This window comes from Sodalis sp. dw_96 (assembly GCF_018449575.1).
Classification (GTDB): domain Bacteria; phylum Pseudomonadota; class Gammaproteobacteria; order Enterobacterales; family Enterobacteriaceae; genus Acerihabitans.
The window spans coordinates 35,334-48,592 of record NZ_JAAVUT010000005.1 but is presented as its reverse complement, the minus strand read 5'-3'; the positions used below and the strand labels follow the sequence as shown (position 1 = coordinate 48,592).

Here is a 13,259-nt window from a genome sequence, read left to right as displayed (position 1 = left end):
TTGCTTAGCCGAATAATCCCTGCAGTTGTTCGCAGGATTGCTGATAATCGCTGCGTTGCTGCATATGCTGCTGCAAAAAAGCTTCTATGGCCGGATAGAGCGCGATGGCCCGGTCCAGCAAAGCGTCGCTGCCGGCGGCATAGGCGCCGACGCTAATCAAATCCCGGTTGCGCTGGTAGCGGGACAGCAGCTGTTTGAACTGTCTCACCAACTGCTCCTGCTCGGGGGGAACGATAGCGGTCATGGCCCGGCTGATGGAGGCTTCGATATCAATGGCCGGGTAATGGCCGGATTCCGCCAGCTGGCGCGATAACACGATATGGCCGTCCAGGATGGCCCGCGCCGCGTCGGCGATGGGATCCTGCTGATCGTCGCCCTCGGTGAGCACGGTATAAAACGCGGTAATGGAGCCGCCGCCGCTGACACCGTTACCGGCGCGTTCCACCAGGGCCGGCAGGCGGGCGAACACCGAGGGGGGATAACCCTTGGTGGCCGGCGGTTCACCCACCGCCAGGGCGATTTCCCGCTGTGCCATGGCATAGCGGGTCAGGGAGTCCATAATCAGCAAAACGTGATAACCGCGATCGCGGAAATCCTCGGCGATACGCGTGGCGTACGACGCGCCCTGCATACGCAGCAGCGGCGAAACATCCGCCGGGGCGGCGATCACCACCGACCGTCTCAGACCCTCGGCGCCGAGGATATTATCGATAAAATCCTTGACCTCCCGTCCGCGCTCGCCGATGAGACCCACCACAATGACATCAGCCTGGGTGTAGCGCGCCATCATGCCCAGCAGAACGCTTTTACCCACGCCGGAGCCGGCAAACAGCCCCATACGCTGCCCGCGTCCCACGGTAAGCAGTGCATTAATGGTACGTACCCCCACATCGAGCACATTGGTAATAGGGGTGCGCTGCAACGGATTCACCGGCGCGGTATTCAACGACGCGCTATAGCCGGTATCCGCCGCGGGTAAACCGTCCAATGGCCGTCCGCTGCCGTCCAGCACCCGGCCCAGCAGCGCGACACCCAGGGGCATCAATTTGCCCGATTGACCGTCTCCCCGCAGGCGGGCATAGACCCGGGCGCCGGGCACGATGCCTTCTACTTCTTCCAGCGGCATCAAAAACAGCTTATCGCCGTTGAACCCCACTACTTCACAATCGATCTCATCGACGACATCCTGGCGCTGCCGCTCGATAAGGCAGGGCGCGCCGAGGGGCAATTGCAGGCCGGTGGCCTCCATAATTAGACCGGTGGCGCGGGTCAGACGACCGTAATGACGCACCATCGGCGTCCCTTCCAGACGCTGTTCCAACGAATCCAGCGATTTCAGCCAACGTCCGAGGCGCGCGGTCATTACAATTCTCCCGGAGCGGCCAGCCTGCACAGCTCATGCCAGCGGGTGGCGAGGCTGGCGTCAAGATCCCCTTCCTGCGCCGTGACCTTGCAGCCGCCGGGATGCACATCGGTATCGGGCACCAACCGCCAACCGTGGAGATCAAGCGTCGCTCCCAGCTGTTTTTCCACCAGCGGCAGCAACGACGGGTGCACATGCAGCTGTGGTTTCCCGCTTAGCATCGGCTCTTGTTGCATCAACTGCTGGATTTGCTGCAGCATGGCGATACCCTCGCCCACCGGAGCCTGGCCCAATACTTTCCTGGCGGCGGACAGCGCCAGCTGCGCCAGGCGTTCCACCATCACGCTGTCCAACGCATCCAGCGTATGCTGAAATTCGCTCACCAGCTGTTGCAACTGCGCGACGGCGGGCTGTTGCTCCTGAAATATCTGCTGGCGTCCTTCCTCCTGACCGGCCCGCAATCCGGCCTGATATCCGTCCCGCTGCCCTTGCTTAAAACCTTCCTCAAATCCGTTACGCTGCGCATCGCCCTGGATTTTCTTACGCAGCTCGTTGAGTGCCGTTTGCTGGGCCGACTCTTCCGTCACCGGTTCATCCAGCGGCGAGGGCAGTACCGGCGGCAACACCGGCCGAGCCAGATCGTTTAATGCCCAGGGCCGCCAGGGTAATTGATTGAACGCATCAGACATAAGTATCCTCCCCACCGCCAATGGCCATTTCGCCGCTCTCCGCCAAGCGGCGGACAATCAGCAGGATAGCCTTTTGTTCGTTTTCCACCTGGGACATACGCACAGGCCCGCGGGTGGCCAAATCGTCGCGCAGAATCTCCGCGGAACGTTGCGGCATATTGCGCAAGAATTTCTCCCGCAGCGGCGGGGCGGCATTTTTCAGCGCGATCAGCAAGGATTCCGATTCCACTTCCTGCAACAAACGCTGGATGCTGCGATCGTCCACCTCCACCAGATTTTCGAACAGGAACATTTCGTCGATGATTTTTTGCGCCAATTCGCCGTCGAAATCCCGTACCGCGCTGATAACCGCCTCTTCCTGCTGGGATTTCATCAGGTTGATAATTTCGGCCGCGGTACGCACACCGCCCATTTTGCTGCGCTTCATATTTTGGCCATCCAGCAGGCCGTTAAGCACTTCGGTCAATTCCGCCAGGGCGGAAGGCTGCACGCCGCCGAAGGTGGCGATACGCAGCATCACGTCGTGGCGCAGTTTTTCATCAAACAATGCCAGAATATCCGCAGCCTGGCCTCGGCGCAGATGAACCAAAATGGTGGCGATGATTTGCGGATGCTCTTCGCGGATAAGATCCGCCGCGCTTTGCGGCTCCATAAAGTTGAGGGTTTCCATGCCGGTGGTGGTTTCCCGGGTTTCGAGAATATCCTCCAACAGGCTGGAGGCGCGTTCCTCTCCGAGGGCCTTGATCAGCACCGAGCGTAAAAAATCTCCGGCATTGATACTCAGCGCGGCGTACTGTTCCGATTCCGCCTCAAACTCTTTTAATACTTCAATCAGCTGCTGCTGGGAAGTTTGATGCATATTGGCCATGGCGCTACTGAGCTGCTGGACTTCCCGCGCGGAAAGATGCTTGAAGACTTCCGCTGCCCGGTCCTCCCCCAAGGTCATCAGCAAGACGGCGCTTTTTTCGGTTCCACTCATCGTCATTGTTCGTTACTCATCCATTGGCGAATCACTAACGCCACAATTCGGGGATCCGCGTCCGCCATATCCCGGATGCGTTGGCTGCGGGCCTCGGTATTCTCACGCTGCTGCGCCCGCTTCTGCTCATCCTGCTGATCGCGGCTGAGTTTGACCACCACGTCTTCCGCCGGACGAGGGGCGGGGGACTGCGGCGCCACGGGCTCGGCAACTTTAGCCCTCAGTAACGGCCTGACCACTTTGTACCAAAGAATCACGGCCACCAGTAACACCAGCAGCCAGCGGCCGGCGGTCATCACGTCATCAAAAAATCCGGCCTGTTGCCAGAACGGCAAGGCGCCTTCGCCGAGTTCAGCATTAACGAACGGCGTATTAACGACATTGAGCGTGTCTCCCCGCTCAGCGGAAAAGCCCATCGCTTCGCGCGCCAGATCTTGCACCTGCGTCAGTTGCTGCGGTGTTAACGCAACCGGTGGTTTACCGCTTTCCCCCGGCAGATAATTTACCACCACCGCCACAGACAACCGCTGCAAGTTGCCTACGCTGCGTTCCACATGAACCACTTTGTGGTCCAATTCGTAATTGATGGTTTCATCATGGTGCGTATTGGACGGCGTTACCGGCGCCGTGCGGTTTTGCGCGCCGTTCACTCCGTTGGGATTATTGGCCAACTGCCGGCCGTTTTGCGTGGCGACCGTGCTGTTGATTGGCGCGGTGGCGGCTACCGACGGCTGGTTGGATAAAGCCCCCGGTATGCCTCCCTGCTGGTTAGCCCCCAATTGTTCGCTTTGCGTATCCTGCTTGGAGCGAATGGCCGAATTGTCATTACCGCCGTTGGGCAGGTAATGTTCATCCGTTTGTTCCTGGGCATCGAAATCAATCTGCGCGGTAACCTGAGCATGCACGTTGGCGCCGCCCACCATCGGGGCCAGGATATTTTCAATATTCCGCTGATAGCGGCTTTCCAATTCAGTGCTGAATTTCAGTTGGCTGGCGTTAAGCATCCGCCCATTGGCATCGGCCTGGGTCAGCAGGTGACCTTGTTGGTCCACCACGGTGACATTGGCGGGGGGTAACCCGGCGACGCTGCTGGAAACCATATAAACGATGGCGTTGACTTGTCCATCATCCAGCGCGCGACCCGGCTGCAAAACCAGGGTAACCGAGGCGGTGGGATTTTTTTGCTCCCTGACAAACAGTGAAGGTTTCGGCATCGCCAGATGGACCTGCGCCGACCGAACCGGCCCCAGCGTTTCAATGGTCCGCGCCAGTTCGCCCTCAAGGCCGCGCTGGTAATTAATCTGTTCACTGAATTGGCTGATGCCGAATTTTTCCTGATCCATCAATTCGAAACCCACCGAACCGCCTTTCGGCAGACCCAGGCTGGCCAGTTTAAGCCGGGTTTCATACACCGACTCCGCCGGCACCAGCAAGGCGGTGCCCTGGTCGCTGAAATGATAGGGGACATTCATTTGGGTCAATTGCGCAACGATATCGCCGCCATCACGATCGTTGAGATTACTGTACAACACGCGGTAATCGGGACTTTTTGCCCACAGCGCCAGTACCACGACAACAGCAATCGCGGCGGCGGCGGCAATAGCAGCGGAAATTTTCGGATGGTTGCGAAGATGTTCCAATATCGGCATGAACGGATTCTTGCCCTGGCCGGAACCGTTTTTAACCGTACTCATGAGATTGTCCTGGCATGAGTTGAACGGGGCTGCTTAATGGCTAATAACAAAACACTCTCCATGCTTGTGCTTATCGGGCGTTGCCGGCGGTCCTGGATTTATGTGGATGTCATTATTTGCTTTTAGTGAGGTATTCGATGGCTGAAATAACCGGGTATTTTAGCGTTATTTAGCCCGTTAGCCCGCTTAGGGTTCTGGTAAGGTAGCTCTTCATAAAAAAATAGGGGGATCATATGGCTATTTCAGGCATTGAATCAGCGGTGCAACAGTTGCAACATGCGGCGCAGGCAGCAAAGGGCGTTGCTGATATCTCACCGGTGACCGGCGGCAGTTTCGCCGATCAGCTCAGCGCGGCGTTGGATAATCTCAGCGATACGCAAAACAAGGCGACCCAGGAGTCGCAAAGCTACTCCACCGGCGCTTCGCCTTTGGGACTGAACGATGTCATGGTGGATATGCAAAAATCCTCCATCGCGCTGCAAACCGGCGTTCAGGTGCGTAACAAAGTCGTTTCCGCCTACAACACCATCATGAATATGACGGTTTAAGATTCATAAGTTGATAAGCAGGATAAATGACGATTGATCTTAGCCTTTGACGGCACCGGGGGCAATTTTCGCTGTGTGCCGATTGATGAAGAAACCCGCGGTTAATCGTTTCCAAGAGGGCATGGAGGGGCTTAAGCGGCCACTCACTGAATCACATGCGCTGATTGCCCTCTCTTTTTACCTCGCCTCAAACTGAAATTTTCTCTATGTGAACGCGCCACCGGATAAGGCCCTAATGGACATTGTCAATGCGTTTGAACAATATCCATCAGTTCATTTGATCAATATCCATTAGCTTGGAGACAGTTAACCCAAATTCCTCATGAGACATTTAAACGACATTCCTCATGGAGGACAATGAATGGGAATGGCACTTTAAAACAATAAGATTGTCATCATTGTTACTCTTCTGCAAAACAGCCAAAAAATTATACCTGCAATTGCCTTTTACCAGAATGGATGTCCTTTGTTTTTAGCAATATGCCGGAAAGCAGACCGCTCGAGATTTCGCCCGGCGTTATCGGTGAAGGTATTTATAATCTTGATGGATATATAAGATTAAAAACGCATTAAAAAAATATTATAGTAATTTAGCAATAATAGATATTTTTTGAAAGATACAAAGCCACCGCGTTTTATTCAAACACGGTGGCTCTATATATCAATATTTCAATGCGCTAATCAGGAGCTGCGGCCGCCGCCATGGCTATGCTCACCGCCCTTTCTGCCGGCTTCGGATGCTTTTTCAGGATCGTTCTTGAAGTTTCCCCCGCTGTGCTGTCCACCTTTTTTACCGGCTTCGGAGGCCCTTTCAGGATCGTTTTTGAAATTACCTCCGCTGTGCTGGCCGCCTTTTTGGCCTGCGCTCGATGCTTTCTCTTTATCTTCGGCAAAGTTACCTGAACCACCGCGATGTTCTGTCATGATGAACTCCTGCTCTAGTGGATGATGCATATACCCGTCATACTTCAAGTTGCAGGTGCGTTGGCTTTCCTCGCTCACGCCAGTCACTTACTTGAGTAAGCTCCCGGGGATTCGCTGCGTTGCCGCCTTTCTGCAACTCGAATTATTTAGGGTATATAAAGATAATTATAAATGGCATCATTTAAGATACCTAGATGTAATAACGCTGTCAGTAATAAAGCTTAAAATATATTAATGCTTATCACCTTTTGAATAGTAGAGGAGGATGCTGAGTCATGCAAAGAAATGCTGTCGATTAGGATTTTTCTTATCTATAAATGTTAATTGAAATTAACGTCTATTATGAGCAACGGTAATATTTTTTATGTTAATTCAATCCATTATCCCAATCTTTTCTCCAGGCGTTTGTAAATAGCGAAACGGTACATTGCGTTTTTTATTATTATTTCATTCCGCCGTTCCGTTTGGATGAAATTAACCGCTTCGGTACGGTTAGTCATTAATTAAAATTGGCATAACGTTATGAAAATATGTGAGGGTAGGGGCGCTCAGAGAAGAGTCTGTCTTCATTTTTCTGTCATAAAGGGGCGGTAAAATCGAGGCGATTTATTCGGAGGCAATGATGGGCATACCGGAACGGACAGTACAGCATACCCATGAGACTCTGAGCCAGGTCATCGGCCAGGCGATTATGGCGCTTCACCGGCAGGGAGTAAAAATTCAGCTAGGCAATATCCTGACTTACCTGACCGGAGAACAGGAAAATGAATCTGACGAGGCCAGGCGATTTATTATCGGCGTGGCCATCGGCCTGTTGTCGGTCTAACCTGGTCATAGCCATCGGTCTGACTTGGCCATGGCTGTCGGTCTAACCTCCCCATAGCTCTCGGTCTGACCTGACCATGGCTGCCGGTCTAACCTCCCCATAGCTCTCGGTCTGACCTGACCATGGCTGCCGGTTTAATCCTTAATGGTGACGAGGGCGAAATATTTTTGCGAGCAGGAAACCCACGCCGCCGGCGATGAGTAGTGCCGGAATCGGGTCGTCGGAGGTTTTGGCTTTAATGGTATCGATACAATCATTTACGCTATAACAAGCCTGCGCCGCCTGTTTACGCACTTTTCCTTCCAAATTCATCTCTGTGTCGCCGGTAGCCTTGCCCAGAGCTTCCTGACCTTTACCCGCCGCTTCTTCCGCTTTATTTTTAGCTTTATCGAACATGGTTAATTTCCTTCTTTATAAAGAACCCATTTAAATATAGGCGAAAATTTGACTCTTTTCTTAAAGAGGCGGGCCGGTGGTTGCTTTTAAGAGCATTCCATACGCGCTGTCACGTACGGGGGACGAAGATACGCTCTAACACCTGCCGGGATGTGGTGATGGGATTTGGTTCCTGGGCGAGATTCTATGGTTAAACAGCGTGGATTGACGTTTGCGCCGGGCATCAAGCGGCGAGTGATGCCTGCTCAGTGAGCAGGCATCACTGTTTGGTATAGGCATTCAGGCCAACTTCTTAATTAACGGTATGCAGGTTTTTTAACCTATTATTCATGAGGTTATTTTTTTATTTCACCCGGCAACATTGAAGCGCGATCTGAAAACTTGTGATAAGTTGAATTGATCTTTTGCTGACGATTCGATTGACCGATGAGATTGCGTAATTGATTCAAACGCGTCTGTAATAATTGATTAATCTCCTTTTCGTTATCCAGCAGTTGACGTAATACCATAGTAATTTCATCCTGCGTCGCGCCGGAAAGTGGATCCTCTTGTTTGGCATTCAATTCGGAAATCTTCGCCACTGCATGCACATATTTTTCTTCGATATAGACCAGGTTATCCCATTCTGATTGACGAGCCATTAACAGCATGTTTTCACTTAATATAAGTATTTGCTGATAATGGGCTAAAAGGGAAGGGCAAGCATCCATCATGGCTATCCTAAAAGGTATTTGACACAAAAAGTGGGTTATTCCTGCTCATTTACTCGCGACTTTCATCACACGCCTCAACATATTGGGATAACCATTATCAAAAATGCAACATGTATACTCTTTCCAAATCATTCTCGCCGTTAGGGCTTGGCGGCGTTGCCGGGGGCGATATCTTTCCATGCATCGGCGATCTCGCTTAGCAATTGACGGATTTGCTGAAGCAGTTCACGGTCATTATCACGGTTAACCCGGATCAATTTACGAACGAAATAATCGTAAAGATTTGAAAGATTTTGGCTTAGTTCTCCGCCGTTCTCGATATCCAGGCCCAGCTTCAAGCCGTTATTGATGATATTGATGGCATGGGTGAGGGCCTTGCCTTTCGCGACGGTATTGTCCTGTTGGATATAGATATCCGCCTTTGCCAGGGCGCTGAGCGCCCCGTCAAATAACAGCGTAATCAATTTATGCGGACTGGCGCTCATCACCCCGCTTTCCAAGCCGACAGTGGCATATGCTTGTGAACCATACATACAAAAAATTCCTTCTGTTTTTCCCGCTATCGTTACCACCACACATCAACTGGTGCTGCTACCGCTACTGCTGGTGCCTAAGGAGGTGCTGGAACTGCTTGAACTGTCAAACTGCTGCGTCAGGAAGTTACTGGTCTGCTGCAACGAGGACATCAGCACGTCCAAATTGGTGAACTGTGTCTGGTAGCGGGCAATATCGGAAGTGATCTTGTCCTGGACCTGAGTGTATTGCTTGCCAAGATCGGTCAACACGCTGTTGACGCCGGCTTCCGCCCCACTGATAACCCCGCTGGTGCCGGTAAAGTCATTGGTGATATTCACCATCTGGGTGGCCAGACCGGTGCTCTTGCCGTCCCCGACGAAAAACGCCGACACCTGACTGGTATTGTTGGTGAGGTTGTCCACCAGCGTAGTTTCGTTGGTGGATAATTCGCCGGTGGTGGCGTCTTGGGTAATGCCCAGTTGGGACAGCACTTGAAAGGTGGAGCTGGACTGCGCGGTGGTCAGCGCGCTTTTAACCTGGTTTTCCACCGAGTCCAGCACGCTGTCGCCCAATAACGGGCCGTTGGTGGAAGACTGCGACTGCCCGGCGGTCACCGCGGTGTATTGGCCCAAGGTATTAAAGGTGGTGAGCAGGCTATTGTAAGCGCTGACCCAATCGTCGATGGCGGAGTCGGCGTCGGTAACGCTTTGGCGCAAATTCAGATTCTGCGTCGAGGAGGTGGTGGAATTCAGCGTCAGGGTTACACCTTGCGGCACATTGCTGATGGTGTTGCTGCTGCGATCGATGGACACACCGTTCACGGTTAACAACGCATCCTGCCCGGCCACGGTTTGCGACATGCCGGAACCGGTGCCGGTGGTGGCGGTGGTGCTGGTTCCCGTGCTGGAAGTGACATCAGCACTGGAACTGTAGCCGAGAATGGCATTCAGGCTATCGTCGCCGCTGACGCTCATATTGATATTAGAGCTGGCGCCGGAGGCGTTGGAGGTGATAACCAGTTGATAGCCGCTGTCGCCGGATTGCACATAGCTGGCGGTGACGCCGGCGTTGGCGCCGTTAATGGCGCTTATCAGGCCGGACATACTGGTTTGGCTGTCGGACAGGCTGACGTTAACCGCCGCGCCGGTGCCCACCTGAATGGATAAGGTGCGATTGGCGGCGCCAGTGGTGCCCAGCTGCGTGGAAATGCTGGAAAACGTTTGGCCGCTCACCAGGGATTGCGCCTGCGCCAGCTGCGAGATGTTGATGCTGTAGCTGCCGCTGGTGGCGCCGGTGCCTACGGTGGCGGTGAAAGCGTCATTGGTGCTGGCGACCTGCTCAGTATAGAGCGTCGGGTTCGCCAGCGCGGCGGAGGCGGTGTTGAACGCCTCAAGCGCGCTGGTGAGCGTGCCGTAAGCGGTAAGTTTGGTATTCTCGGCGGTTTGTTTGGTGGTTATCGGCGTCAGTGCTTCTTCTTCGTTGGTCTGCAACGACGTCAGCAGACTGCTGAGATCCAAACCCGATCCAACACCTAATGAACTGATGGCTGCTGTCATTTTTTCCCTCATTATATGCATGCATGATAAGCACAGCAGTTATCGGCAAGGACGGCAGGAAGTTTATCGGATTTTTTATTCGGCAAAGGCATGGAAAAAACCGCTGTTGCTAGGGTAATTCCACCCATTGGATTTTTAAGGGTCAAAATCAAAATTTATATTTTTGGCTAAAGGTTGGCACGGGTTCGCCGATACAAGGGGGGACGGGCATACAGGCCTCGCGGCATAAATGCCTGAATTCATTACTTCAGTTTTGACGCTTGTTTAAAAGGAACATTGCCATGGCAGAGTTTATTAACACAAATACCATTTCGTTGATTGCGCAAAACAATCTGGCCAAATCCCAGTCCGCTTTGGGCAACGCCATCGAAAGTTTGTCATCAGGTCTGCGCATCAACAGCGCCAAGGATGACGCCGCCGGCGAAGCCATCGCCAACCGCTTTACCTCGAATATCAATGGCTTGACACAGGCATCCAGCAATGCCAACGACGGTATCTCCCTGGCGCAAACCACTGAAGGCGCGCTGGATGAAATCAATGACAACTTGCAGGCCATCCGTACCTTGACCACCCAGGCGCAAACCGGCACCAACTCCGCCAGTGACCTGCAATCCATCCAGGATGAAATCACCCAGCGTCTGTCTGAAGTCGATCGTATCTCTCAGCAAACCGACTTTAACGGCGTCAAGGTGCTGAGCGATGACAAAACCCTGAATATCCAGGTGGGCGCCGATGACGGCCAGACCATCAGCATCAACTTAAAGCAGGTTGATTCTCAAACTCTGGGCCTGGGCACATTTAATGTTAACGGCACCCAGGGTCAAACCACCACCGTTCAGGCAGGTTCAGTGGGCGATGTAACCGGCGTCGTCGCCGCCACCGCCGGCTTGGTGTCAATCAACGGGACCTCATCCACATTGACAGCACCCGAAATCAGCGGTACTGGGCTGAGCGTTACCGATACGTCCGGCAACGAAATTTCCGGCGGCAGTCTGGTCACCGATGCTAACGGCAATTATTATATTCAAACCGGTACAGGCACAAGTACCACTTTGTATAAAGCCGACAGTATCAATGGCACAAGCGTAACCGTCAGTGATGCCACCTCCGGAGATTTAGCTACAGGAGGGACCTTCACGTCAAACAGCGATCAGAATCTTAATGACGTTACTGCCGCTGATACAACAGTGACGCTGGGTGGTACTACGGCGACGATTGCCGATCCTACCTCTCTGACCTTCAAGAATAGCTCGGGCCAAACCATCACTGGTGGCACGCTTGAACAAGATGCTACTACCGGTAAATATTATGTTGCCACCAGTAAAGGCTTGTATAATGCCCAGTCTATCAGTTCCGATGGTTCTACTATAACTCTGGGGAATGAAACTGCCGGTTCGAGCACCGACACCGCCGGCGTGACGACTTTCTCCCCCAGCTCAACTGCCAGCACCATTGACGGCACGTCGGTTACCGCCATCACTATTTCCGATACTAGCGGCAATAAGAGTTCCGCACTCACCGGTGGCTCGCTAATTGAAGATGGCGATGGCAACTATTATGTGCAGGATCAATCCGGTAACGATTACGCCGCCACGGTTTCCATCGATTCCACCACCGGTGTGGCCTCGGTAACCGCCGACTCCACCAAAGCCATCGCCAATCCGGCCACCTCGGACCCGTTGGCCACCCTGGACCAGGCTATCTCCGAAGTGGATACCATGCGTTCCGGCCTGGGGGCTATCCAGAACCGTCTGGATTCCACCATCGATAACATCAGTAACACCACCACCAACCTGAGCAGCGCACAGTCGCAAATTCAAGATGCCGACTATGCGACGGAAGTCTCCGCCATGAGCAAGGCGCAGATTCTGCAACAGGCCGGTACCGCTGTGTTGGCCCAGGCCAACCAGATTCCGCAGAGCGTGTTGTCGCTTCTGAAATAATAAACGGCTCAAACGTTTATTTGTCATGCTAACTCAAACCCCGCCTTGTCGGGGTTTTTACTCAATACCATGATTTAATTTAGTTATTCTTCGACATGCAAAGAAAACGTTATCTCGTCGTCAGCCTTTACGGCGGTTGAATAAGCAGATGTAAATAGAGGGTATTTAAGTGACTATTCCGACGATTGATCCGGCTCGGTGAAGGGATAATAACATCGATAACAGGATCAATGTAGGGTGAGGCATGGTGAGCGATTTGTATACTGCCACGGGTGTAATCGATAAACAGTCCCTATGGCAGCGCTATATCCCCCTGGTCCGTCATGAGGCCCTGCGATTACAGGTCAGGCTGCCCGCCAGCGTGGAACTGGACGATCTGCTGCAGGCCGGGGGAATCGGTCTGCTGAGCGCGGTGGAACGTTATGATTCTCTTCAGGGAACCGCTTTTACTACTTATGCGGTACAACGCATTCGCGGCGCAATGCTTGACGAACTGCGCAGCCGGGACTGGGTGCCTCGCAGCGTACGGCGGCATGCGCGGGAAGTCGCACAGGCCATACACCAGGCCGAGCAACATCTTGGCCGGGCCGCCTCGGAGCAGGAAGTGGCTCAGACATTGAATATTACGCTTGAGGAATATCGGCAGATATTATTGGATACCAATAATAGCCAGCTGTTTTCCTACGATGAGTGGTGTGAAGATCACGGCGACAGCGTTGATAATTTAATGCCGGGACATGAAGAAGCCAATCCGCTTAATGTATTAATGGAAGGTAAATTACGTGAACGTGTAATAGAAGCCATTGACGCATTACCTGAAAGAGAAAAAATGGTTTTAGTCCTTTATTACCAGGAAGAACTGAACCTGAAAGAGATCGGTGCGGTGTTGGAAGTCGGCGAATCGCGGGTAAGCCAACTGCATAGTCAGGCAATTAAACGTCTACGGGCGCGATTAAATAACGACATTTGATGCCTTTCTCCCGTGGGAGATTTTATTTCAGCACTCTGAGCAGAACGCTTTAACAGCGTTCGTTATCGGCACTGTTTTTTAGCTCTATTTATCGACATTATTTACCGACACTATTATCAGTACTATCTAACAACACTATTTA

The 13,259-nt window shown here is 52.9% G+C and carries 13 protein-coding genes; 4 read left to right on the top strand and 9 right to left on the bottom strand.

Going from position 1 to position 13,259, the window contains the following annotated elements:
* Nucleotides 1-4: 4 nt before the first annotated feature.
* From fliI to fliF, 4 genes are read right to left on the bottom strand one after another with little or no spacing between them, the layout of a single operon-like run.
* Nucleotides 5-1,363 (bottom strand): flagellar protein export ATPase FliI, encoded by a 1,359-nt coding sequence (gene fliI / locus HB631_RS09900; protein ID WP_213990991.1) that lies wholly within the window; start codon nucleotides 1,361-1,363, stop codon nucleotides 5-7.
* Nucleotides 1,363-2,052 (bottom strand): flagellar assembly protein FliH, encoded by a 690-nt coding sequence (gene fliH, locus HB631_RS09895; RefSeq protein ID WP_213990990.1) that lies wholly within the window; start codon nucleotides 2,050-2,052, stop codon nucleotides 1,363-1,365. The genes fliI and fliH overlap by 1 nt, the downstream gene beginning before the upstream one ends.
* Nucleotides 2,045-3,037, bottom strand: a complete 993-nt coding sequence (gene fliG, locus HB631_RS09890; RefSeq protein ID WP_213990989.1) for a flagellar motor switch protein FliG — start codon at nucleotides 3,035-3,037, stop codon at nucleotides 2,045-2,047. The genes fliH and fliG overlap by 8 nt, the downstream gene beginning before the upstream one ends.
* Nucleotides 3,034-4,725: a flagellar basal-body MS-ring/collar protein FliF gene (fliF, locus tag HB631_RS09885; protein WP_213990988.1), complete on the bottom strand. Its 1,692-nt coding sequence runs from the start codon at nucleotides 4,723-4,725 to the stop codon at nucleotides 3,034-3,036. Before fliF ends, fliG begins: the two co-directional genes overlap by 4 nt.
* A 233-nt stretch (nucleotides 4,726-4,958) precedes the next feature.
* On the opposite strand from fliF, the gene fliE reads away from it, so the two are divergent.
* A complete protein-coding gene (gene fliE, locus HB631_RS09880; RefSeq protein WP_213990987.1) occupies nucleotides 4,959-5,273 on the top strand; it encodes a flagellar hook-basal body complex protein FliE in 315 nt (104 codons plus the stop codon).
* Nucleotides 5,274-5,954: 681 nt separating this feature from the next.
* On the opposite strand, the gene HB631_RS09875 is transcribed toward fliE, so the two are convergent.
* The gene (locus tag HB631_RS09875) at nucleotides 5,955-6,197 is read right to left on the bottom strand and encodes a general stress protein (protein WP_213990986.1); all 243 of its coding nucleotides are present in this window, start codon (nucleotides 6,195-6,197) and stop codon (nucleotides 5,955-5,957) included.
* Nucleotides 6,198-6,816: 619 nt separating this feature from the next.
* On the opposite strand from HB631_RS09875, the gene HB631_RS09870 reads away from it, so the two are divergent.
* A complete protein-coding gene (locus HB631_RS09870; protein WP_213990985.1) occupies nucleotides 6,817-7,023 on the top strand; it encodes a hypothetical protein in 207 nt (68 codons plus the stop codon).
* A gap of 141 nt (nucleotides 7,024-7,164) precedes the next feature.
* Here HB631_RS09870 and HB631_RS09865 read toward each other — a convergent pair whose 3' ends face one another.
* From HB631_RS09865 to fliD, 4 genes are all read right to left on the bottom strand, one after another.
* Nucleotides 7,165-7,419: a CsbD family protein gene (locus tag HB631_RS09865; protein WP_213990984.1), complete on the bottom strand. Its 255-nt coding sequence runs from the start codon at nucleotides 7,417-7,419 to the stop codon at nucleotides 7,165-7,167.
* A 335-nt stretch (nucleotides 7,420-7,754) separates the two neighbouring features.
* Nucleotides 7,755-8,132: a flagellar protein FliT gene (gene fliT / locus HB631_RS09860; RefSeq protein WP_213990983.1), complete on the bottom strand. Its 378-nt coding sequence runs from the start codon at nucleotides 8,130-8,132 to the stop codon at nucleotides 7,755-7,757.
* A gap of 140 nt (nucleotides 8,133-8,272) precedes the next feature.
* Nucleotides 8,273-8,665, bottom strand: coding sequence for a flagellar export chaperone FliS (gene fliS, locus HB631_RS09855; RefSeq protein WP_213990982.1), 393 nt, complete (start codon nucleotides 8,663-8,665; stop codon nucleotides 8,273-8,275).
* A gap of 45 nt (nucleotides 8,666-8,710) precedes the next feature.
* The gene (gene fliD / locus HB631_RS09850) at nucleotides 8,711-10,204 is read right to left on the bottom strand and encodes a flagellar filament capping protein FliD (RefSeq protein WP_213990981.1); all 1,494 of its coding nucleotides are present in this window, start codon (nucleotides 10,202-10,204) and stop codon (nucleotides 8,711-8,713) included.
* 281 nt (nucleotides 10,205-10,485) lie between these two features.
* On the opposite strand from fliD, the gene HB631_RS09845 reads away from it, so the two are divergent.
* A complete protein-coding gene (locus HB631_RS09845; RefSeq protein ID WP_213990980.1) occupies nucleotides 10,486-12,147 on the top strand; it encodes a flagellin in 1,662 nt (553 codons plus the stop codon).
* Between the two features lie 247 nt (nucleotides 12,148-12,394).
* Nucleotides 12,395-13,117 carry an RNA polymerase sigma factor FliA gene (locus HB631_RS09840; protein ID WP_213991205.1) on the top strand — a complete coding sequence of 241 codons (723 nt, stop codon included), beginning with the start codon at nucleotides 12,395-12,397 and terminating at the stop codon, nucleotides 13,115-13,117.
* The last annotated feature ends 142 nt before the right edge of the window (nucleotides 13,118-13,259 follow it).